Source organism: Acinetobacter sp. YH12068_T (genome assembly GCF_024606005.1).
GTDB classification, from domain to species: Bacteria; Pseudomonadota; Gammaproteobacteria; order Pseudomonadales; family Moraxellaceae; genus Acinetobacter; species Acinetobacter amyesii.
Genome location: NZ_CP094555.1, coordinates 1,230,527 through 1,254,849, shown reverse-complemented (window position 1 = coordinate 1,254,849; position 24,323 = coordinate 1,230,527). Strand labels below are relative to the sequence as shown.

The following is a 24,323-nucleotide window of genomic DNA, read 5'->3' as shown; positions in this document are numbered from 1 at the left end:
CTTTCTGACAATAAAATTCAATGATTTTCCACTAGCTTAAATCACGTAAATGTCAAAAAAGCCCACATTTACATGCAGGCTTTTACATAATCCACTGAAAAGTTCAGCTTAAGGTGCAGGATTTGGCTGCTGGCGATGAATATCTTCAATCCCTTTTAAAATATCTTCTGATAAATTCACATCAAAAGCATCAATATTTTCTTTCAACTGATCTAGATTCGTCGCACCAATAATTGTACTGGTGACAAAGAATTGCTGCTTAATAAATGCAAGTGCTAACTGTGTCAACGTTAAACCATGCTGTTCAGCCAATTGTGCATATTGTTCTGTTGCCCATTCACTCTCCGCATTTGAATAGCGGCTAAAGCGTGAAAATAGTGTCACTCGAGCATTGGCAGGACGTGCACCATGACGGAATTTACCTGTTAGATAACCAAATGCTAAAGGTGAATATGCCAATAAGCCCACGCCTTCGTAATGTGCAATTTCAGATAAACCGATTTCATAAGTACGATTCAACAAACTATATGGATTTTGCACACTGACAATTTTTTCTAAACCATGCTTTTCTGCAAGTTGTAGGAATTTCAACGTTCCCCATGGCGTTTCATTAGATAGTCCAATTGAGCGAATTCGACCTTTTTTCACCTCATGACTTAAAGCAACTAATGTTTCTTCTAAATTGGTAATAGTTTGCGTACTGTTTGCTTCGGCATTGCCATAACCCAATTTACCGAAAAAGTTGGTTGGACGTTGCGGCCAATGCAACTGGTATAAGTCAAGATAATCTGTTTGTAAGCGCTGAAGAGAATGATCCAGTGCAGACTCAATTTCCGAAGCAATAAATTTAGTTTGCCCGTCACGAATATGACTACCGCCTTGTGACGGTCCTGCAATTTTTGAAGCTAAGATTATTTTATCGCGGCCACCGCGAGCCGCAATCCAGTTACCTATAATAGTTTCAGTCGAACCTTGGGTTTCAGGTTTCGGCGGGACAGGATACATTTCTGCAGTATCCCAAAAGTTAAGACCACGCTCTAAAGCATAATCCAGTTGCTCGAAAGCTTCTGCTTGGGTGTTTTGTTCACCAAACGTCATGGTGCCTAAACAAATTTCTGGAACTAATATGCCTGTATGTGCCAATGGTTTAAATTGCATGCCGCAAATTCCCTCTTTATTTTAAATATCAATATATAAGTCACGAAGTAGCTTACATAAGATATCGGCTTTGTTTAAATCATAATTTTCTGTTTATTTGTCAAAAAATGTGAGAAAGGTTGCTTCCGCTATAATAGTGAGAAATGAATGGACATAAAAAAAGCAAACCCCTGAGTTTGCTTTTTTTAGATTCGGAAGACTGATTATTCTTCGTCGTCGAAATCGTCAGAAGCCAATTGGCTTTTCTCTTCAAGCGATGCATCAAAAATTAGAATCGCTTTACCATCAGTTTCGATCATGCCTTGCTCTTCAAGTGTTTTTAGAACACGACCAACCATTTCACGGGAACAACCCACGATACGACCAATCTCTTGACGAGTAATACGAATCTGACGACCATTCGGCAAAATCATTGCCTCTGGTTGTGAAGATAAATCAATTAAGCAACGTGCAATTCGACCTGATACGTCAATAAACGCAAGGTCAGTTACTTTACGCGTCGTATTTTTAAGACGGCGTACAAGCTGTGCAAATACCGCATAACTTAAGTCTGGGTATTGTTTACTTAATTCATGAAAGTTTTCATAGGTAATCTCAGCAATTTCACATACATCTCGCGTACGCACTTCTGCAGTACGCTGTGCATTTGCTTCGAATAGCCCCATTTCCCCAAAAAAGTCACCCGCATTTAAGTACGCAACCACAATTTCACGCTCATCATCTTCGCGTAAAATGATAGATACTGAACCCTTAAGAATTAAATACAAAGATTTAGATTCTGAGCCCGCATCAATGATTGTTGTACGTTTTGGGTAACGATTAATATATGCACGTTTTAATAATGCCTTCACCGACTCAGGTAACTGCCCCGGAGATAGCGCATCTGTGCTAAGTTGTGAAAAGTTTGAAGTCATGCTAACAGTTTCCGAATATGGATAATTTATAGATCGCACAAGACCTAAAGTGAACTTGTCACACGTAAGAGTTGAAATTCCTTATCAACTCAATTTATGTTAGTGTACAGGTACTGCGTAAATTTATAGCTTTTTTTAGGGACTTGCAATGCAAACTAGTGTTCATTGGCTAGAGAATGTTGCTTTTGAAGCAAAAACTCAAAGTGGTCACACTGTTATGATGGATGGATCACAAGAATATGGCGGTGAAAACCGTGGTCCGCGCCCAATGGAACTGATTTTAACAGGACTTGGTGGTTGTGCATCTTTCGATATTGTGACGATTTTAAAGAAAGCACGCCAAGACATTACTGATGTTCGTTGTGAATTAAATGCAGAACGTGCCGACACTATTCCTGCTGTATTCACTAAAATTCATTTGCACTTTGTAGTCACTGGTCATGGCGTGAAGGAAAAGCAAGTTGCAAAAGCGGTTGAACTTTCTGCTGAAAAATACTGTTCTGCTAGTAAAATGCTGATGGATGGTGGTGTAGAAATTACCCATGACTTCGAAATTTTAGAAACTGAAGATGCATAATTTATTTGTTCAATTAAGAGCCGCATAGAATGCGGCTTTTTTGTTTCAAATAATCCGCTATAGCATACATTGTATGAAGCACTACTATATAGTCATAAATGCAGAAATATGAGCCAAAGAAGTTTGGCTTAATCACTTAATCAACCAATATCCAAATTGATGTATTTGCACATAGATGCATTTACACCCAATTCCATCTCATGATGATTTTACGACTCAGTCCATATGAGTCTATAAAAGAAAATTAAGTTTGGTAACGACTCATGATGAACACCTTTCATATAAGCAGATTTGATTTAACTATATTCTTGATAACACTTTAATTAGGGTGTGTTGACACTTTTAGCTTAAAAAAATAGCGAAGTAGTAAAATCAAATCGCCAAACCCAATTTTACTATTCGCTATGCCTCGTACCATGCTGACAGATCAACACTGGCAAAAGTTGAAAGTTATTCTGCGTAATTTATCCATTCACTACAACTCAAATTTACGCAATTTTATTGAAGCTATTCTCTATAGAATTAGAACAGGCTGTCCGTGGCGAGATATTCCTTCTTGTTTTGGTCATTCAAACTCTATTTTCAAACGTTTTAATCGTTGGTCAAGCAGCGGTAAGTTACTTAGATTATTCAAATTACTAGCCTCATGCCCCGAATTGTTGCTGCACATGGCAATCCTATTGATTTCATGATTACCGATGGAACCACACATGATGTTAAAGTTGCACATGATTTAATATCAACATTAGATTTAAAAGAGACAAAAGTGGTATGCGCAGATAAAGGCTATGATTCAGAACCACTGCGTGAACAGATCAGGAAAACAAGGACCAAAGCGAATATACCAAGGAAAACGAATAGCAAATCGAACAATGACCATATGGACTGGTATTTATATAAAATCAGGCATTTAGTTGAAAATATGTTTTGCAGATTAAAGGAATTTAGAGGAATAGCTACTCGATATGACAAGCTCAAAAGGAATTATCAAAGTTCTGTTGCTTTAGCCTGTATATTTTTATGGCTACCTTTATAGGGTTAATTATGAACAGTAAATGTCAACAGACCCTAATAATTTCAGATAAAAAAAAGCAGAATCATTTTGATTCTGCTTTTTGAATTTGGTAGGTTTAACCAGATTCGAACTGGTGACCTCTACGATGTCAACGTAGCGCTCTAACCAACTGAGCTATAAACCTAGAATGCGTAGAATCATATTCATTTTTATTTTTTATGACAAGCCCTTTTCTGACTTTTTTAAACTTTGCGTACAAGTTTTAAGCAAAGCCTTAAAATATTGAATATCATGAGAACTTAGCGCGGTACCTACATAAATTTCCTGCTCAAATAACGTAATAACTTGTTCAAATGCCGCCCTTTCCTGTTCAGGTACATTTTCAGCCAAACGTTGTAACCAATGCCTAAAACTTTCTGAAGCCACTTTTTGCTGGCTCAAGGGTAAATTCTTAGCAAACTTGGCAATTTCTCTTTCAAGAGAGCTTAGGCTTTTTCTTTTTTTCCACAAAATCCATATAAAATATAATGCTACAATGCCACCAATACTCAAAATAAGAATTAAAACACCTGCATAAGCAGAATTTGTACCGAGCTTTTTAAACCATTGTTGCTGTGATTCTGCATTGTAACCCACCACTTTACTCTGCCATTGGTAACTCGCATAATCACTCCATACACGGACTTTTTTCAACATCGAAAATTGTTGATAGGCCCAAGTCGACTGCTGTCTCCCAAAAATTGTCCGATCTTGTTCCATATAATCCTGCATCCCACCATCGATACGCTGCGGTGCGATCATGGCCGTCGGATCAATACGACGCCAATGTTGATTGACATAAACCTCTGTCCACGCATGTGCATCAAGTTGACGAACTTCCCAACTTTTTCCATCTGGTGCTAATTGACCACCTTGATATCCCACAACAATACGCGATGGAACACCCACATAGCGCATCAACATTGCAAAGCTCGAAGCAAAATGTTCGCAAAAGCCCTGTCTTGATCCAAATAAAAAATCATCTATCCGATTTTGCCCCAATACACCTGGGCTTAAGGTATATGCAAAACGATTTTGTCTATACCATTGCAAAACTTCGGCAATATAACGCTCAGGATTTTGATGACTTCGCTGCCATAAAGTTTGGGCCAATTGTTGTGATTGAACATCCAAGTGTTCAACATAGCGAGTGTTTATTTTTTCAAGTAAAGATACATTTTTTATTTGTGGCGGCTCTGCACTTCCTAACCATTTTAGTTGAATCGGCTGTGTACGTGCTGTTAATCGGTAGGGTGTAATTCGACCATCTTGACCTAAAGCAAAACGTGCTTCATTGGGAACGGATTGCTCCAACGACATAATCCACATCACAGTTGGGTCGGCAGCCAAATATTGATAATTCAATGTCCGCTTGGGTTTTAAATCGTCTGGATTCAGCTGTATAACGTTCTGGTTAAAAAAATGACTGGTCCATTTAGAACCATCATATTCATCTAATGCCATCGCCCGCCAATACAGCTCTGTACGAGGTGGCAAGGCTTGAATATCACCGATTATACGAAAAGCCAAACTACTCGACTGTGATAACTCAGCAATATCGCCGGGAGACATGCTGTCACTGATTCCTGTTGTGGCTTTATTTTCAGGAATAGGAATATGCCATAGCGGCGGCAGGCGTGGAAAAAAGAGAAACAGTAAAATAAAGAATGGAACAGCTAAGGCAATAAATTTACCCACATGCCCAATATCTTGTTTAATCGCTTGTATTTCACCGCCTGAGTTTTGGCTAAAACCAAAGGTCTGTAAACGGTATAATCCAATAAAGCAGCTCAACAACGCCAACAAAATGACCAATGCCATGGCAAAAGACTGGCTAAACAAAAAACTACTGGCAATCACAAACATCGCAAAGTTAAATAAAATAATTACATCACGACGTGTTTTTGTTTCTAAAGATTTAGCAAATAAAAATGTACTAAGTACTGTAACCCCTGCATCAACACCAATAAAGGTTTTATGACTTATGTAAATGCTGAATAAAGCTATCAATGTCAGCACATAGGTTAAAATTTTAGAAAATGGTTTTTTACTGGCGCGGGTATTGTGTAATAAAATAAGCCAAATGACTAAAAATACTAATGATGTCACCACTGGTATATAAAGCATTTGCGCAATGAGCACCAAAGCTAAAGTGAGTAGTATGGAGCGGCTTATGGTATTTTCAATCATAAATCAAGCCTGCGCCAATAACCGTTTAGCTTCGGAAAAATGCAGTGGCCCATTGCCTGAGGACAACTCAGAATTAGGTAAATACAGTGCATATTGATCGTGATTTTGCTCAGCCTGCTCGACCAAACCCATCATAAGGCTAAGTTTTTCTTCATGACTTTGAGTTGGCATATGGTGATAATGAATCTCCAATTTCTTTAGATCTTCATATTGTTCAAAGACTTTCACATATAAACCTTGTCCTCGTGCTGCTTGTTTCCAAGACACCGCATGAAGTGAATCCCCCGTCTGAAAACTCCGTAATTCGCGAAATTCATCAAGATCAGGTTCAAAGTTTTGCTGTTGTTGCTTATTTTCAACGGAATGCCAACTGGCTTGAGGTGCAACCCACACTGGTTGCTGTACGTACAAATACGTCCAGGCCCGAACCAAACCAAAGGGATAAACACTATAAATTTGTATAGGTGGAATCTGAAAAACACCGCGTTGGCTGGTTGTAAAATTTAATTGAAAGCAATGCTGTTGCGTATTGAAAAATAATTTATGTAGCTGATTTTCCGTTTTAATCCACAAATATCTAGCCTGTTCAGCATCTTGTTTAAAGTAAATATCGACCGAAAGTAATTCACCTGCTTGCGGTGTATCAACAACATTTATTTGAATCTGTAACGCATGAAGCTGCTTAAAAGTAATATAGAAACTAATACACAGTACAGCACTAATTAAAAAGCAAAAGCCTAGAATCAAATTATTGGCATAATTCACACCTGCAATAAAGGTGATGAAAATTAACACCAAATACAAGTAGCCTTGCTGATAGATAAAGATCAAGACGTCTTTTTGAGTCAGCTGCTTGTGCTGATCAATTTTAAATCGACGTTCAATCCATTGCTGCCACATCGAAGCCAAGGTTCAACTCCTTTATTGAATCGAAACTTGTTCTAAAAGCTTAAAGGCTTCAAGATCTGACAACCCAATTCGATGAGATACCACAGCTGCAAACACCGCTTGCACATCGTCAGGATTCACATAATTTCGCTGCTCAATCAGCGCATAGGCTTGCGCAGCTTTCTTTAAGGCTAAAACACCACGAGTAGAAAGACCATGTCTCCCTTTACGTGTTTCAGCAGCAAGATCCAAAATGTAATCCATCAAACGATCACTCAGATGTATCTGCTCGACAAAGCCTTGTAGTTGTAAAATTTCTGCTTCATTAAAGATATGTGCTAATGCCGCAATCAGATCATGGCGTGAAGTTTGTTGGAGCAATAATTTCTCTGCCTGACGCGATGGATAACCTAAAGACAAACGCATTAAAAACCGGTCCAACTGGGACTCAGGTAAGGCATAAGTACCACTTTGAAATAAAGGGTTTTGTGTCGCAATCACCCAAAATGGTTGAGGCAAAGCATAGCGCACACCATCAACCGTCACATACCCCTCTTCCATGGCTTCCAATAAAGCACTTTGGGTCTTAGGACTACAACGGTTGATTTCATCTGCCAATAAAATTTGGGTAAAAATCGGCCCAGATTTAAACTCAAAATGATGTTCTTTTTGATTAAACATATTTACCCCAATCACATCGCTGGCCAGCATGTCATTGGTAAATTGAATCCGTTGAAACTTTAATCCCGCCAAATGTGACAAGGCGCTAGATAATGTCGTTTTTCCTAAACCAGGTAAGTCTTCAAATAGCACATGCCCGCCTGCCAATAGACAAGCTAAAGCCAATTTGGTTTGCTGATTTTTATCCAAAATAATTTGGTTAATTTGTTCGAGGAAAGTATTTATTTTCGGGTAAAAAGGGGCAAGGCTCTGTTCACTTAAAAGCGTTGATGTATTATTTTGTTGGCTTTTCTCTGATCCCCAAAACACCTTTTATTCCCCAATAAAAAAGTTAAATGAATGACTAAAATACAGTGTTTTATTTAAAAATACAGTGTTTATCTCCAAGCTATACCCAGTTCATTACTTTTAATACATACGCTTGATATTTATTGAGTATACAAAAGGGTTGTTTTCGCTTCGACTGCTCACAAATCAGCAATAAAAAAAGCGTCCCGAAGAACGCTTTTTTCTTAGATTTTTAGCTCGAGTCACTGCATTAGCAAGGACACTTCTTCATGTCACCACCAGCTGATGGATAACGTGCATCTACACAGTGACGATAAAATGTTTTTGCATCCATCGCTTCCAAATCAGGATGATGTTTTGCCATATGTTCCAAATAGTTTTGGTAATCTGGCACACCCACCATCAGGCGGAAACTTTGCTGTAAACGTTGCCACAACGTCGCAATACGTGACCAATTTTTCGGGTTCAGAATTAAATCCTTCTGCGACATAATGGTCATTTTAATGATTTTATAAATCACCGTTTTTCCACTTTTTGCAAACTTCAGGTTCATTCATATTCCCCTATTAATGTGCTGAATTTGACGGATTAATTTCAGCTGGGCCACGGTAAATTGCTTCTGCTTCATTCACCGATGGATTTGGATTTGCCAAGGCACGACGCACCACACCAATCGCTGCAAATAACATCACAAATGCCACAATCATAAAGAATGCACACAGACCGGCATTGATTTGATTCGACAATGCAACCGTATGCATTTCAGCCATGGTTTTTGCAGGTGCCAACAATTCATTCTTCGCAATTGCTGCATTAAAACGATCTGCCTGAGCCAAGAAACCAATCTTTGGATTTTCGTGGAAAATCTTCTGCCAACCAGCGGTCATTGAAGTAATAAACAAGAATAATGTTGGGATAATTGTCACCCAAACATACTTTTGTTTTTTCATCTTGAATAAAATCACTGTACCCAAGATCAATGCCATCGCAGCAAGAATTTGGTTACCAATACCAAATAGCGGCCATAAACTATTAATACCGCCGAGTGGATCAACCACGCCTTGGTAAACGAAGAAGCCCCAACCTGCAACAGCCACCGCTGTACCTAACAGATTTCCGAAGAAGTTATGTGAGTTTTTAACCGCAGGAATCACGATACCCACAGTATCTTGCACCATGAAACGACATGCACGTGTACCCGCATCAACTGCCGTTAAAATGAAAAGTGCTTCGAATAAAATCGCAAAGTGATACCAGAACGCCATCATTGAACGGTTATTAAAAATTTCCGTAATGATATGCGCCATACCAATCGCAAATGTTGGTGCACCACCTGTACGAGACAGAATCGAATTTTCACCCACTTCTTGTGCAAGTAAGGTCAATGCTTCAGGTGTGACCACGAAGCCTAATGTACGAACTGCTTCTGCAGCGGACTCAACCGTTGTACCAATCACAGCTGCTGGCGCATTAATCGCAAAATACACACCAGGCTCAAGAATCGTTGCACAGACCAAAGCCATAATCGCAACAAAAGACTCCATCAACATGCCGCCATAACCGATCATGCGAATATCTTTTTCATTATTCACAAGCTTCGGTGTCGTTCCTGAAGAAACGAGCGCATGGAAACCTGAAATTGCACCACAGGCAATGGTAATAAACAAGAATGGGAACATTGAGCCTGCAAATACAGGACCTGTACCATCAATAAAATGCGTTACCGCTGGCATTTTCATCTCAGGTAAAGCAAACATGATCCCGATTGCTAAACCTGCAATAACACCAATTTTCAAGAAGGTAGATAGGTAATCACGTGGTGCAAGCAGTAACCAAACAGGTAATACTGATGCCACGAAACCATAACCAATCAACCACCAAGTTAGTTCAGTACCTGAAAGTGTAAAGAATGGCCCCCAGTACGGATGCTGTGCAATGTCGCCACCATAGATAATCCCAGCCATCATCAGTACAAAACCAATGATCGACACTTCTGCAATTTTACCCGGACGGATAAATCGCATATATATACCCATGAAAATCGCAATCGGTACAGTGGCAGCGATACTGAAGACACCCCACGGACTATTGGTCAACGCTTTTACAACCACCAAAGCAAGTACCGCAAGAATGATGATCATCACACCAAGTGCGCCAAGCATCACGATGATTCCGGCAAAAGAACCCAGTTCTTGTTTTGCCATTTCACCGAGTGAACGACCATCACGACGCGTTGAGATGAATAAGACTAAAAAGTCTTGAACCGCACCGGCGAGAACAACACCCACTAAGAGCCAAATTGTTCCCGGCAAATAACCCATTTGTGCAGCAAGGATTGGTCCGACTAAAGGACCTGCACCTGCAATCGCGGCAAAGTGGTGACCAAATAGAACACTTTTATTGGTCGGCACATAATCCAAACCGTCAGCTAAGCGATGGGCAGGCGTTAAACGTCGCTCATTCAGTTCAAAGACTTTATTGGCAATAAATAAACTATAAAAACGATATGCAATGCTATACACACAGATTGCTGCAAGGATCAGCCAAACTGCATTGACATGCTCGCCTCGACTGAGTGCTAGTATGCCGAATGAAACGGCACCTAGAATGGCTACAAACAGCCAGATAATCTTTGAAGCCATTCCTGACTTCGGTTGAATGTTTTCCATCTCAATCCCTCATAAATGTTGAAATAAATCAGCTTGATTTTTCTTGTTCGAGGTACTGCTGTTTCTTCCCTTGAAACTCTACTCCTGTTATAGGTTTTTTCATCTAATACTTTGGAATAAAAATTTAAACCAATAGGTATAAAAAAAGGGATGAATCACTTCATCCCTTTCGATAATAGTCTATTTTTAAACCATTATGCACGTTCTAAATAGTCACCAGTACGAGTGTCTACACGAACGCTTTCTTCTTGCTGTACGAATAATGGAACACGTACAACTGCACCAGTTTCAAGCTTAGCCGGTTTACCGCCACCGCCTGAAGTATCACCACGTACACCTGGATCAGTTTCAACGATTTTTAATACAACGAAGTTTGGCGCGCTCACAGTTAAAGGAACACCGTTCCAAAGCATGATTGTGCAAAGTTCATTTGAGTCATCTTTCAACCATTTAGCCGCGTCGCCCATAGCAACTTTATCAGCAGCGATTTGTTCGAAAGATTCTGGGTCCATGAAATTCCACATTTCACCGTCGTTATACAAGTAGTTCATTTCAACTTCTTGGATGTCAGCAGCTTCTAGTGAATCACCAGATTTGAAAGTTTTTTCTAAAACTTTACCAGTTTTAAGGTTACGTAATTTTACGCGGTTAAAAGCTTGGCCTTTACCTGGTTTTACGTATTCGTTTTCCATGATTGAACATGGGTTACCGTCAAGCATGACCTTAAGGCCTGACTTGAAATCATTCGTAGAATAATAGGCCATGACTGGCTCACTCCAAACTTACTAACTTTAATCTATAGATGCTATGGGCTGTAACATGTCATTTAGCAAGTACTGACTGTAACATTGGCTGCCACATGCACATTAATGTGATATTGCGTATTCTAAATGACCAATGCACCATGTCGCAACGAAAAAATCCCCATTAAAGGGGTCAAGCTGCTTAACTTACACTCAGACATTAAAGAACTTTGTTTATACAATGCCCACAAACAGGTAAAATTGCTGTTTACTGAAACTTAATAAATGTTTCGTAGGCTTCATCCGTTCTAAACTTTATCGGAATTTTTTCAGCTTAAACATCAAAGTTCGACTCATTAATTTCAGCAATATTCCCTACTCACCTTTCTGCATTTTTTAAACAATCGGCATGATAAACTATTTATTTCAAGAGCAAAACTGGCAAACCCAATTGAGTGATTTGATAACAAATCCTCAAGAATTACTCGATGTATTAGAACTTTCCCATGATCAGTTATTATCGGGTGCTCAGTTCGCAGCAGATGAGTTTCGCCTACGTGTGCCGCGCGCTTTTGTTGAAAAAATGCAAAAAGGTAATCCGCTCGATCCGCTTTTACTGCAAGTCCTACCGCATCATTTGGAACTTGAAGAACACGCCGGTTTTGTCACCGACCCTTTAGGTGAAGAGCAGGCTAACCAACAGCCAGGCGTATTACATAAGTACAAGTCTCGTTTTTTACTGACTTTAACCGGTGCCTGCGCGGTCCATTGCCGTTATTGTTTCCGCCGGCATTTTCCATACCAAGAAAACCTGCCTAAAAATGACGATTGGCCAAACATTAAAGGATATATTGAACAACAACCCGATATTAATGAAGTGATTTTAAGTGGTGGAGACCCGCTCACACTATCAAATCGTAAACTTCAAGTGTGGATTGAACGTTTATCGACTTTGCCACAAATTAAATTTTTGAGAATTCATTCACGAGTTCCTATCGTAATCCCCAACCGTGTCGATGAAGAGCTGGTTTCTATTTTAAAAAACAGTAGGCTACGCATTATTCTAGTGGTACACTCAAATCATCCATCTGAGCTAGATGACTTCACGTGCAGCCAGCTTCAACAGCTTGTCAAACAAGGAATCACCGTGCTGAACCAAGCAGTCTTATTAAAAGGGGTTAATGATTCTGCAGAAGTATTGGTCGATTTGAGTTACCGCTTATTCGACGCAGGTGTAATGCCATATTATTTGCATGTTCTGGATAAAGTAAAAGGTGCTCATCATTTTGATACACCAGCTCAGGATATTGATTTAATTTATAAAAAAGTTTTAGAGAACCTACCTGGTTATTTGGTTCCTAAACTTGTACGGGAAATAGCGGGCGAAAAAAACAAGACACCGCTTTTTGGGGCTTCAACTTTTTGAGTTAAATAATAAAGATGACCACGCATACTTCAGATACGTTTTACAATCCGACTGAATTAAAGCTGGATAAATTAAGCTTTTGTCCGACCAATGCTAAAGGTCTGCAAGAGTGGTTAAACGGTATTTCAATTTTACAATTGGGTACCTCATCTAAAGCTTTATTCAATGCCTTACTTGAAATCTCCGAGCTGAAATGCCAAGAGATGTTACGTTTTGATTTGGTTCAAATTTTACATCCAACTATGGAAAGTGTGCTCACAAGCTTAGAAAAACACTTTACCAATCAAAGCCTCATTACCACGGATCGTAATGATCAAATCATTGAATTGGCGATGCTTTTACGTAGTCACTTTGCCAAAATCTATATTGATATTGCCAAACGATGTAATCAGCAGCTCAATCAACAAAAGTTTTCGATTTTTTCATTCGGCCATAAAAAAAGCTTACAAACCGCTCGAATTGCATCAATCTACTATGCGTTGCAACAACTGACACTGTTGTTGTATCAACAAAATATGTTGTATGCCACACCGACTGCAGGTCAATGGATTGCGGCACATCAACTGATTGAATGTGCCATTGAACACGATTTCTATCAAAGTAATGTCAATCAGTTGCTGGGTACTCAACATCAAATTGCAAATATTGCTCAAGCTTATGCACAATTAATCTTATTAGATATTTTCAATAATCATCAGATTCGCCCTGCTGAAATCCAAGGTTTGTATTTATGTAGCTTTGACTGGGCAAAATTGGTTCAAATCCTACCGAAAGAAACCACGCTTTCACGCTATATTGTAGACACGAAAAAAGATCACCCACCGATTTATAACTCAAAACAAGATCGGTCTTATCAAGCCAATGTATACATTTCAACGCAAAACTTGCTCGATCATTTGACCGAAACGCAAACTAGAAATGCCAATTATTTATCTAAAAATGAAAAGTTATTTTTAACTCCAGCGCTATATTTCCATATTCATAATATTTTGACCAACAAAACTGAACGTCGTCATGAGCGTTATGAATATTCTGCGCAAATTAATATTTGCTTTAGCTTAATGGTGGCGCATTTCTATCTCTCTAAAGGTAAAAACTTCCACGAAACTTTAGATTTAGAAGGCAATTATCAATTCCACAATGAAGCGTCTTTTGTCAATTCGCATGATTCAAATATGCCAACAGGCATGACCAATGCGAAAGCGCTAGATCGTGAAGCAAAACAGATTCATACCGCTGACGTTTTAGATATTAGTGTGAATGGTTATCGCATTAAATGGACTGGTCCTACCCCTGCTAATTTAAAAACCGGCGAATTTATTTTGATCCAAGAAAATGCTCAAAGCCAATGGCGTGGCGGTGTTGTTCGTTGGATCAAACAATCGACTGAAAAAAGTTTGGAATTGGGTCTCGAAGTACTGGCTCAAGATTTGTATCCATGTTCAGCCCATATTCGTACCGACCGCAATACAACAAATCATCAACCTGCTTTATTGGTACAGACCACACAACTTGATCAAGTGTCTACGACCTTAATTTTACCTGGGGCAAATCTCTTCCGAGAGAAACAAACGATCCACCTTCGCTTAGGCAAAGAAGACATCAAAGTCTATCTCACCAAAGCGCAGTTGGTGACACAAAGCTTTATTCGCTTTGAATATGAATTATTGAATGAAGAGCAAGAAAATGTCGTTAAAGACTATATTGCGAAACAGAGCAATGAGATCAAAAATAACGACTTATGGGAAGCATTAAAGTGAGAAATCCATTACTATCCAAAAAACTAAAACGTACGGAAACTCGATTACTCATTATTGATGATAATCAAATACGTTTTAACCAGATACGTGATTTATTGACAGACAGCGAACATCAAGTTCATGCCATATTACTTGATGATTTACAAAATTTCGAAAAACAGCTGAATCTCAATTGGGACTTGATCATTTTTGGACGTGCTTATGATTTAAAATATGAACAAGCTTTAAGTTTAGTTCAACTATCGAGCCAACCGAATTTACCGATTATTTTACTTAAACCCGAGGACTATCAAGCAGAACAATATGCAAGTTTAGTCAAAAAAGGGATTTATGACATTGTCGATATTGCTGAACCTGAGAGTTTCTATTTTGGTTTAATCCGTGCTTTATCCTTTAGTCGCCTACAACAATCGCAGCAACATTTAATGGAAGAGCTCGAAACAGCTCAAATCCAAACCCAGTCTTTAGTTGAAGATAGTCGTAAAGCGGTTGCCGTGATTCAAGAAGGCATTCACATTCAAGCCAATGCTGAATATCTCACTTTATTTGGTCTAAAAAATGAAGATGATGTAATTGGTCTGCCTTTACTCGATCTATTACAACCTACTGACCTCAACGACTTTAAGCAACGCTTTAAAAAAATTAGCCAAGGGCAGCTCGATTTAGGACGTTTTGATCTCGTTTCACAAAATATAGCAGTGGTTGGGCAAAACCCACTAAAACTCGAATTTATTGCCGCAGCTGAAGAAGATGCTTTACAGCTCGCAATTGAAATTGGCAGTCAAAGCAGCAATGCTGTAAGCAATGCTCAAGTTGAAGCTAGCCCACAAAAACCAAAAGCATTTCAACAACTCAACCGTACCATTGCTCAGCAACCTGCTAATGTAAATGCATTAGTTCTATTTACATTGGCTTCTTGTTCTGATGCGATTTTTCAAAAAGATTGGAATACTTATAAGAGCTATTTCACCAATATTAAAGATTTCTTGAAAGATCAGACTCATGCTCCATTATTTAGTTTAGATAATGGTGCAATCGTTGCCTTATTCCAAGCGGATAATCAGCTCAAACTTGAGTCTAAATTGATTGGTCTTAATACCCTGAGCAAACCTCAATTACTCAGTGTAAACAATGAAACTTATCCATTAAATTTACGCATAGGATACAGTGTTTTAGACAGCGATATTCGTGATGAAGCACATTTTGATACCTTTATTGCGAAAGCCTTTAATACTGCGCTACCAACCAACCAACAAGCACCTGAAATCGATTTAACTATTCCATTAGAAATTGACATACCAAGTTTGGATTTTGGTACACCAGAAGCACAAATTGCGCCGATTGTCGTTAGTGATGAAGCTCCTGTTATCAAGGCCCTTCGCAACTGCTTAGAACGCGGTGAAATTCATCTTAAATATCAGCAACTGTATGATAAAGAAGATTCACATCTTTATACTTATGAAGTAACCAGCGGCTTTATTTTTGAAAATAAATGGAAAGATATCGCCCAACTACGTGAATTGGCTGAAGACTCAGAGCTATCCATTAAATTGGATCGTTGGATCTTGGTTGAATCGTGTAAACAGCTACACAACTTTATTACTCAGTTCCCTGAAGCTAAATTAATCGTTAACCTGAACAAGGAAGTGCTATATAACGACCGCACCTTCCCTGAGTTTATTTCAAAACTCATTACGATTATTCGTAGTAAATTGAAGAATCCACTGATTTTACAATTTGCAGAAGAAGACATTCAGCTCAATATTGATGCGGCTCAAAAAGCATTTGTTGAACTTCGTAAAAATGGTGCCGAACTGGCTTTACGTAATTTTGGTCATTCGATGTTTAGTGAATCATTATTACGTCAAATGGATGTTCACTGCTTAACACTAGATTCAAGCTTGACCCAAATGCTTGCAAACGACAAGTCATGCCAAGAGCTGCAAGAAAAAATTACCACTTATCATGAAATCAAAACTGTTGAAATCATGCTACGTGAATTAAATGACATGACACTGTTTGCCAATGCTTGGAATGTAGAAGCTCGTTTTATTCAAGGTGATTATTTCCAGAAGAAACTCGACCATCTCATCGATGTTCAGGACCAATAAGGTTCTGAACATTGCCGATTTAAGGTTTATCTTTTTATCGGCACAAAAAAAACGGGCATAAAGCCCGTTTTTTCGTTTTGGATATTAACGTTTGATAGAACGTGACATACCAGCAAAACGTTGTTTGAATTTGTCGATACGACCGCCAGTGTCAACGCTTTTCTGTTTACCAGTGTAGAATGGGTGGCAAGCAGAACATACGTCTAGGTAAATAGTTTCTTTACCAAGAGCTGAACGAGTTTCAATTACGTTACCGCATGAACATGTAGCAACTAAAGTTTCATATTTTGGGTGAATATCGGCGCGCATCGTCGATTACTCCTAAGATTTAAGAAGGTTTAGCTGTCATCGCAATTGATCACTCTTGCATCACTACAAGGAAGGCTTAAAAAAGCAGACCAACACCATAACAGACCATTCTTTTGGCCCACCGAGACGGATACCGTCAGAGCTAAGCACAACAAGTTGGGGCAAATTATAGCTGATTTTTTATTGTTAATAAATAGATATTCAAGGCTGAATCGCTCTACTCTTTATAGGTTGAGCCTGCTCTAAATATTTCTGATATTGTAATTCGACTGTACGCTGAAATTGGGCTTGATCAAAATGGTTTAATTTTTCAATAAATGCAGGACAAAACGTCGCTGCATTTACTGACTGTAATGATCTGCTCATGCCCTCTAACATGCCTTGAAGCTGTTGTTTAAATTGTGCATCGACTGGCTGATCAACATCTTTAGCTTTTAATGGCTCTACACCATTAAAACGGACAGCCTGAACCGCAGCAATTAATTTAAGCTTTGCAGCTTGATAAGCCTGATCTAATTCCGTATTCAACTGTGGTTGTCGATCACGACAAAAATCCAACATGGGCTGCAGGCTGATGAGGGGCATTTTTTCAATGACATCACGGTTACTATTTACGGATAAATCCTCTTGGGCATGAACGACAGTGTTCATACCCAAGAATAAAATAAAGACACCTTGTTTAATTTTCATGATTTTTTTCATCTATATAAGGTATTTTAAAAGGACGTATTCATCTCACCCTTATTCTTGCCCACGGCTTTGTTTTGCCCAAAGGTTGGCAATCACACCACAGACCATCAACTGAATTTGATGAAAGATCATAATTGGTAAAACTATCATCCCCATCGGCTGCCCAATAAATAAAATTTGTGCCATGGGCACGCCGCTCGCCAAAGTTTTTTTAGAACCACAAAAGAAAATCGTCTTTTGATCAGCTCGGCTAAAGCCCAACCAACGTGGTACATATAGCGCCAATAACATAATGATTGTTAACAAGACAGAGCACGCCACAATCAACAGGAATAAGGTCATACCACTCACTTGATGCCATAGCCCTGCCACCACCGCACTGCTGAATGCGCCATAGACCACCATCAAAATTGAGCCCTGATCAAATACCTTCACAATTTTTGGCATTTTCTTCATATAAGGAAACACCCAAGGACGGAGGAGCTGCCCTAAAATGAAGGGAATCAGTAATAACAGGGTAATTTGGATAATAGATGCCGTCGGATCGTAGTTATGTTGTGACTGGCCGAGAATAAAATAGGCCACCATCACTGGGGTAATAAACATCCCAATAATATTTGAAAATGATGCACTACAGACTGCGCCAGCAACATTACCCTGTGCTACTGAAGTAAATGCAATAGAAGACTGTACTGTCGAGGGTAAAAAGCACATAAACAAAAAGCCCCAATACAACTCTTGCCCTAACATCGGCACGAGAATTGGTTTCGCCATTAAACCCAATAATGGAAATAATGCAAAGGTAAAACCAAAAACTAAAGCATGTAACTTCCAGTGCATTATGCCTTCAACCACAGCCTCACGAGATAACTTTGCACCATGTAGAAAAAATAAAATGGCAATTGCAGCCGTTGTAATATAGCCAAAAAGTTCTGCAGCTTGACCACTGACAGGCAAAAAAGTCGCAAGTATGACCATTACAAAAAGTAGAATGGTAAAACGATCCAAAGCCAACATTTTTAGCATAACAACATCCTGTACAAATTTCCCTTTAAAGCTGATCGGCACAAAAATGCCCAATAAGCTAAATTTACCATTGAGTAAATTTCATCTTACTGGGCCATATAAATAAAGCCAGCTTTTCTCCGATATATTCATTATTTTAAACGTTGATAGTGAGCTCAACGCAAAAAAATTTATAAATAAGAATATTCAGAATTACATATGACTTTAAATGAATAATTGCAGATTAATTATTTCGTGCATTTGAGTCTTGTTGGATCAACTCAATTTTATAGCCATCTGGATCTTCAACAAAGGCAATGACGGTCACACCACCTTTCATTGGCCCTGCTTCGCGTACCACGTTTCCGCCACGTGCTTTAATTTCTTCACAAGCCTTGTAAGCGTCATCTACAGCAATAGCGATATGGCCATACGCATTTCCCAACTCATAACTATCTGTATCCCAGTTATGCGTTAATTCGAGTACAGTATGATTTTCTTCATCACCATAGCCCACAAATGCCAAAGTAAAACGACCTTCTTCATAATCACGCTTACGAAGCAAAGTCATACCGAGTACTTCAGTATAGAACGCCAATGAACGCTCTAAATTGCCTACACGTAACATGGTATGCAGCATGCGCATAATCGAGTTTCCTAAATCTATCATTATGTTTGAATACTATAGGGATTTAACATACAAAGTTCAATTTAAGTCTAGAACGCATATACCCGCTTATTTCAAATATCCTTGTCTAAAACCGCAGATATGCTTAGGCTATTTAGTAGCTTAGAATAAAAAAGCCCACTCAAACTGAATAGGCTTTTTCAAGTTAAATTGAATTATGAATTGGATTTTTGTTCATGTTCCCTCAATAGTTTGGCGACCCAAACCACTAAAATTAAAATCGGAATACCAATTAAAGTCGTCATCAAGAAAAAGTTTGGATAACCGATATTGGTCACAATCGTACCAGAGTAACCGCCTAAAATTTTAGGGGTTAAGGTCATTAATGAACTAAAGATAGCATATTGAACGGCTGTGAAAGAAACACTGGTTAAACTCGATAAAAATGCGATAAACGCCGCGCCTGCAAGTCCTGACGCCAAGTTATCGACAATAATCGCGAAATATAGCCACAGCGAACTATAAGGCTTAATGACCTTACCTTTGATGTCCACATTCTGTTCAGCACTTGCCAAATTAATCGGTTGAATATCAACACCAAGTACACCTGACATATTGGCTGATGTATTCACTTGATATGTTAAATCGACACTCTTTTTCACTACATCATTTTCTAGTAGTTGAGCCGTTAATGTTTTTTGATTTGCTGTTTCGAGCGCTTGACCTGGAATTGCAGCACTAAAAACACCAGTTTTATCAAGCTTCGCGTCGAATGGTTTAGCATCCAAAATAATTTGAATTTTTTGATTTTCTTTTAACTCGCCTGCCAAGTATTGTCCACGGACCACAATACTATTTGCAGTCTCTTGAGCTGAAATCGTGTTATCTGAAGTCACTGGCAGCAACATCATTGCTAAGTTTGAAAAAGCATTATTCAAATACGGCAAACTCACCTGTACTGGATGTTGATTCTTAGACTGATAATCCGCACTGACCTGAATATTTTGATCAGCCGCCAAGACTGCTTTTGGAATTTGAACTGCCCAAGCTCCCGTGTCATCCGGCGTCGCTGTATAGTGCTGCCCTGCTACATTTACAGTGACATCGCTTAATGGCTGACCTGATTTGACCAGACCGATAAAAATCAAGTTTGTTGAACTTGCTAAAATCGCACCAACAAACATCAATTTCATAATGTTCATGCGCTGCGCTAGCAAACCGCCAAGGAAGCCGCCAACCAAGCTAAAAATCACACCATAGACTTTTACAGCTTCAGCAATCTGCTCTTTGGTGAAGTTTAAATCTTGATAAAACACATTAGAAATGACGCCGGCGATAATATCGGAAATACGGTAAAAACCAATAAGTAACAACAGTACTAAAGCCAGTTTTAGACCATAGCGCTTAAAGAAATCTGCAACTGGATTAACCCAAGTTTCAAATGCCATCTGCTTATTTACAGCACCTGATTTCACTAAAACAGAACCGACACCAAAAGCAACCACCGCTGAACAAATAAAGCGCACAGCCTCTAAACAGAACAATGCAAATGAGTCCGAAATTTGCCACTGCTCTTTCAAGCTTTCAACCGCTACACCTGAATAGATATAACTCAAGACAAAGGCAACCACCGCAGCAAAGAATACCGCGACTAAACGATAATAGTCAGTCCGTTTATAATGCTTTTGTACACGGTCAACTTGCGGCTCACGTATCGATAAAGTTGTAATAATACCAATAACCATCACAGCAGCCATTGCAAGATAAGTATATTTCCAAGCTTCATAAATATAGTTACCTTTGGCCGTGCCTAAATATGCCGCCAAAAATAACGCCCCTGCACCTGCCACGATCATGCCGATACGATAACCTGCATTATAAGTCGAAGCTAAAACGGTCTGCATTTCAGTTTCTGCCAACTCAATACGATAAGCATCAATCACAATGTCTTGCGTTGCGGCAGAAAAACCTAGCAATACAGCGCCAGCGGCCATTTGGTAAATATAGCTTTGTCCTAAAGCAGGATCTGAAAATGCCATGATACAAATTGCACAGATAATGAGAACCTGAGCGATCAATAACCATGCACGGCGACGTCCGAGTTGTTTGGTTAAAAATGGCACAGGTAACTCATCAATTAATGGCGCCCAAACAAACTTAAACGAATAGCCAAGCGCTGCCCAACTAAAAAAAGTCACTGCACTTTTATCAATTCCTGCTTCACCTAACCAAAGCGATAAACTGGAAAAGATCAGTAAAATTGGGATACCGGCCGAAAAGCCAAGAAAAAGCATAATCAGCGCACGTCGGTCTAAAAATGCAGTAAAAGCAGATTTCCATCCTGAAGCTTGTGTTGTCATGACTCAGTTATTTTTGTCAAAATCGAATGTTGCTATTCAAGCGCTTAATGACAACGGTTTCAACAACATTTATGAAATCATTGTTTTATTTTATCGATATTTCGCATGCTGTTGCTTGATCTTTGGCATTAAACCTGTATACCTTAATTACATATCTCTATTCTTTAGTTTTTTGGATTCAACAGTGACCCAGCGACTTGAACAAATTCACTCTTCTTTATCAACTACCATTAATGAAACCAACACAAAAAACTTAGCAGAAACAGTAACGACACTAAAGAGCGCTTTTGATCAACCCGAAATACAGAATACTTTAACTAAAACCCAGTTGCAGCCACTTCAGCTGACGCATACACCTGAGCTAAAAAAAATACCAACGTCTACCAAGCGGATCAAACCACTTAATGACTTTTTAGGACAAGATCGTGCCCGAGCTTCGGTCGAGGCTGGCATTGCATTACCCTATTCAGGCTATAACATTTTTGCTGTAGGTACCGCAGGCTTAGGTAAGCGCACCATGATTAAGCGCTTATTACAACAACACGCTAAAAATATGCCAACGCCTTCAGACTGGGTCTATGTCAATAATTTTAAGTTTCCGCGTGAACCGATTGCGCTAAAACTTCCTTCTGGTCAAGCGACAAAATTCCAAGCGTTATTACATCAAAGTTGGCAAACTATATTAAAACAGCTTGAACGTCGCTTCACCGCAGAAACCTATCACAATCGCATTGAAATGATTCGCCAACATGCTGGTGATGAACAACATCTTGCTTTAGTTGAATTAACCCGAGAAGGTGAAGAGCTCGATCTTAAACTGATTTCTCAGGATGATGATCATTGTTTCGTTCCGATGCATTTGGTCGATAACAAATACCAGGAAATGTCGAAAGAAGACATCAATGCTTTAAGCAGCAAACAACGTGCTGAAATTGCGTCAAACGTCCGTTATATGGATAAAAAACTTGAACGTCTTGGTCTACATCTTGGTGATCTTGAAGATGACGCACGCGATAAAGTTCAGGTTTTAAACCGTGAAATTGCTAAACAAGTCGTCATGCCGCGTATTGATGTAATTCAAAATAAATTTAGCATGGTTGAAGGCTTGGAAGATTATCTGAAGCAATATGCAGATGACATCATTCAAAATGTTGAGTTTGTGCTTGAGCAAGAAGAAGATGACTTTACACCTGGCCTATTTAATCGAGTGCCATCTCGCTACCAAGCTAACATCATCGCCACACACAAACCAAATGCTGGTGCGCCAGTTATTTTTGAAGATTTCCCAACCCATTACAATTTGCTAGGTCATGTTGAACAACTGACCCAAAATGGCACCATCACCACAGACTTTACGTTAATCCGTCCTGGTGCATTGCATAAGGCCAATGGTGGATTCCTCATCTTGGAAGCTGAACAACTTTTAGAGCAGCCTTATGCATGGCAAGGTCTAAAACGTGCATTAAAATCAGGACATTTAAAGCTGTCTTCACTTGAACACATGCTCACGCTAACAGGCAGTATTTCGATTGAGCCAGAAGCCATTGATTTAAATATCAAAGTGATCCTGCTTGCTGAACCTGATATTTATTACGATATTTTAGAACTCGAACCTGAACTTGGCAGTGTCTTTAAAATTCGTGCCGATTTTACCGATACATTACAACGTAATGACATTAATGAGCAGGCATATATGCAGCTAATTGCTGACTATGTGCAAACAGACAAACTTCTGCCGTTTGACCGTACAGCACTTGCTGCACTGTTAACTGATTCAAGTCGTCAAGCTGAAGATCAAAGCTCTTTGTCATTACATGCCCTCACCTTAGGTGATTTGATTCGTGAAGCACATCATCATGCAGCACTTGCTGGCGATAAAATGGTGACAGAAACACATATCAACACCGCTCTTGATCATCGTAAATACCGTCTAGGCTACTTACGTGAATTATATTGGCAAGATCTCACTCGCGGTACACAGTTAATCGAAACCAAAGGTCATCGATTCGGGCAGATTAACGCCCTCTCTGTGATTCAATATGCTGATGTTGAATTTGGTTTACCGTCACGTTTAACGGCTTCGGTTTATCAAGGCGGCGGCGATATTTTAGATATCGAGCGTAGTGTAGAACTCGGTGGTTCTTTACATGCCAAAGGCGTCCTGCTGATGTCGAGTTTCTTAAAGGCACACTTTGGTCGTGAACAAATTTTACATTTTTCTGCTGCCCTTGCCTTTGAGCAAAGCTATGGTCAAGTGGATGGCGACAGCGCAACTGTTGCAGAGCTTTCAGCACTCATTTCCGCTATTAGCCAATTACCAATCGATCAATCTTGGGCAATCACTGGCTCCATGAACCAATTGGGTCAAGTTCAACCGATTGGGGGTGTAAATGCCAAGATTGAAGGCTTCTATGATGCATGTAAATTACAAGGGTTAACAGGCAAGCAAGGTGTGATTATTCCACGCCAAAATATGCAGCACTTAATGTTACGCAAAGATGTGATTGAAGCTGTGCAACAAGGTCAATTCCATATTCACGCCATAGATACCATTGACCAAGCATTAGAAATTTTGATGGCGCGTCCAGTAGGCACTCTTGATAAAAAAGGTCGTTATAGCAAAGGCTCAATCTATGCTGCTGTCATGGAGCAACTTGAGTACTGGCAAGCGATTGAAGATGGCGCTGAGTTTGAGGAAGAAGAGCCAAAGAAAAAGAAAAAAAAGAAGAAGTCTAAAAAGAATAAAGATAAAAAGGCAAAGAAGTCTGAAGCTCAAGACAGTACTGCTAAAAATGGGACTGCTGAAAACGAGCAACGTGTTGAAGAAAGTCCGACTGAAGACAATCCGTCATAAATGTTCGATTAGATTATT

General features: G+C 39.3%; 18 protein-coding genes, 1 tRNA gene and 1 pseudogene. 6 read left to right on the top strand and 14 right to left on the bottom strand.

What is annotated here, in order from left to right:
- Window positions 1-108: 108 nt before the first annotated feature.
- Together MST18_RS06145 and crp are read right to left on the bottom strand one after the other, a co-directional pair.
- The gene (locus MST18_RS06145) at window positions 109-1,158 is read right to left on the bottom strand and encodes an NADP(H)-dependent aldo-keto reductase (RefSeq protein ID WP_180101875.1); all 1,050 of its coding nucleotides are present in this window, start codon (window positions 1,156-1,158) and stop codon (window positions 109-111) included.
- A 203-nt stretch (window positions 1,159-1,361) separates the two neighbouring features.
- Window positions 1,362-2,072, bottom strand: a complete 711-nt coding sequence (gene crp, locus MST18_RS06140; RefSeq protein WP_078191819.1) for a cAMP-activated global transcriptional regulator CRP — start codon at window positions 2,070-2,072, stop codon at window positions 1,362-1,364.
- A gap of 148 nt (window positions 2,073-2,220) precedes the next feature.
- On the opposite strand from crp, the gene MST18_RS06135 reads away from it, so the two are divergent.
- On the top strand, window positions 2,221-2,649 hold the full coding sequence (locus tag MST18_RS06135) for an OsmC family protein (RefSeq protein ID WP_078191820.1): 429 nt from the start codon (window positions 2,221-2,223) through the stop codon (window positions 2,647-2,649).
- A gap of 404 nt (window positions 2,650-3,053) precedes the next feature.
- Window positions 3,054-3,704 (top strand): annotated as a pseudogene (locus tag MST18_RS06130) (IS5 family transposase); the annotation flags it as partial.
- 67 nt (window positions 3,705-3,771) lie between these two features.
- On the opposite strand, the gene MST18_RS06125 reads toward MST18_RS06130, so the two are convergent.
- The 7 genes from MST18_RS06125 to efp all read right to left on the bottom strand — a co-directional run bounded on the left by MST18_RS06125 (window position 3,772) and on the right by efp (window position 11,183).
- Window positions 3,772-3,848: transfer RNA gene (locus tag MST18_RS06125), tRNA-Val, on the bottom strand.
- Window positions 3,849-3,880: 32 nt separating this feature from the next.
- On the bottom strand, window positions 3,881-5,893 hold the full coding sequence (locus tag MST18_RS06120) for a DUF3488 and transglutaminase-like domain-containing protein (RefSeq protein ID WP_180133115.1): 2,013 nt from the start codon (window positions 5,891-5,893) through the stop codon (window positions 3,881-3,883).
- A gap of 3 nt (window positions 5,894-5,896) precedes the next feature.
- The gene (locus tag MST18_RS06115; RefSeq protein WP_180133114.1) at window positions 5,897-6,802 is read right to left on the bottom strand and encodes a DUF58 domain-containing protein; all 906 of its coding nucleotides are present in this window, start codon (window positions 6,800-6,802) and stop codon (window positions 5,897-5,899) included.
- 12 nt (window positions 6,803-6,814) lie between these two features.
- Window positions 6,815-7,771 carry a MoxR family ATPase gene (locus tag MST18_RS06110; protein ID WP_180076961.1) on the bottom strand — a complete coding sequence of 319 codons (957 nt, stop codon included), beginning with the start codon at window positions 7,769-7,771 and terminating at the stop codon, window positions 6,815-6,817.
- 229 nt (window positions 7,772-8,000) lie between these two features.
- On the bottom strand, window positions 8,001-8,303 hold the full coding sequence (locus MST18_RS06105) for a YbdD/YjiX family protein (RefSeq protein WP_078190160.1): 303 nt from the start codon (window positions 8,301-8,303) through the stop codon (window positions 8,001-8,003).
- A gap of 13 nt (window positions 8,304-8,316) precedes the next feature.
- Complete coding sequence (locus MST18_RS06100; protein WP_180133113.1) at window positions 8,317-10,419, bottom strand: carbon starvation CstA family protein; 2,103 nt, start codon at window positions 10,417-10,419, stop codon at window positions 8,317-8,319.
- Window positions 10,420-10,613: 194 nt separating this feature from the next.
- On the bottom strand, window positions 10,614-11,183 hold the full coding sequence (efp, locus tag MST18_RS06095) for an elongation factor P (RefSeq protein ID WP_067762759.1): 570 nt from the start codon (window positions 11,181-11,183) through the stop codon (window positions 10,614-10,616).
- Between the two features lie 388 nt (window positions 11,184-11,571).
- Between efp and epmB the strand changes: the two genes are divergently transcribed.
- Genes epmB through MST18_RS06080 form a run of 3 tightly spaced genes read left to right on the top strand, consistent with a single transcriptional unit; the run spans window position 11,572 to window position 16,459 of the window.
- Window positions 11,572-12,588 (top strand): EF-P beta-lysylation protein EpmB, encoded by a 1,017-nt coding sequence (gene epmB / locus MST18_RS06090; RefSeq protein ID WP_180076959.1) that lies wholly within the window; start codon window positions 11,572-11,574, stop codon window positions 12,586-12,588.
- A 14-nt stretch (window positions 12,589-12,602) separates the two neighbouring features.
- The gene (locus tag MST18_RS06085; RefSeq protein ID WP_180133112.1) at window positions 12,603-14,348 is read left to right on the top strand and encodes a GTPase; all 1,746 of its coding nucleotides are present in this window, start codon (window positions 12,603-12,605) and stop codon (window positions 14,346-14,348) included.
- Window positions 14,330-16,459, top strand: coding sequence for an EAL domain-containing protein (locus MST18_RS06080; RefSeq protein WP_180133111.1), 2,130 nt, complete (start codon window positions 14,330-14,332; stop codon window positions 16,457-16,459). Before MST18_RS06085 ends, MST18_RS06080 begins: the two co-directional genes overlap by 19 nt.
- An 84-nt stretch (window positions 16,460-16,543) precedes the next feature.
- On the opposite strand, the gene rpmE is transcribed toward MST18_RS06080, so the two are convergent.
- The 5 genes from rpmE to MST18_RS06055 form a co-directional block, all read right to left on the bottom strand.
- Window positions 16,544-16,768 (bottom strand): 50S ribosomal protein L31, encoded by a 225-nt coding sequence (gene rpmE, locus MST18_RS06075; protein ID WP_078190165.1) that lies wholly within the window; start codon window positions 16,766-16,768, stop codon window positions 16,544-16,546.
- A gap of 201 nt (window positions 16,769-16,969) precedes the next feature.
- Window positions 16,970-17,458: a hypothetical protein gene (locus MST18_RS06070; RefSeq protein ID WP_180133110.1), complete on the bottom strand. Its 489-nt coding sequence runs from the start codon at window positions 17,456-17,458 to the stop codon at window positions 16,970-16,972.
- Window positions 17,459-17,509: 51 nt separating this feature from the next.
- Window positions 17,510-18,484: a bile acid:sodium symporter family protein gene (locus MST18_RS06065; RefSeq protein WP_111884228.1), complete on the bottom strand. Its 975-nt coding sequence runs from the start codon at window positions 18,482-18,484 to the stop codon at window positions 17,510-17,512.
- Between the two features lie 223 nt (window positions 18,485-18,707).
- Window positions 18,708-19,109, bottom strand: a complete 402-nt coding sequence (gloA, locus tag MST18_RS06060; protein WP_078190168.1) for a lactoylglutathione lyase — start codon at window positions 19,107-19,109, stop codon at window positions 18,708-18,710.
- Between the two features lie 197 nt (window positions 19,110-19,306).
- The gene (locus tag MST18_RS06055) at window positions 19,307-21,451 is read right to left on the bottom strand and encodes an MFS transporter (protein WP_180133109.1); all 2,145 of its coding nucleotides are present in this window, start codon (window positions 21,449-21,451) and stop codon (window positions 19,307-19,309) included.
- Between the two features lie 205 nt (window positions 21,452-21,656).
- On the opposite strand from MST18_RS06055, the gene MST18_RS06050 reads away from it, so the two are divergent.
- Complete coding sequence (locus MST18_RS06050) at window positions 21,657-24,305, top strand: Lon protease family protein (RefSeq protein WP_373684471.1); 2,649 nt, start codon at window positions 21,657-21,659, stop codon at window positions 24,303-24,305.
- The last annotated feature ends 18 nt before the right edge of the window (window positions 24,306-24,323 follow it).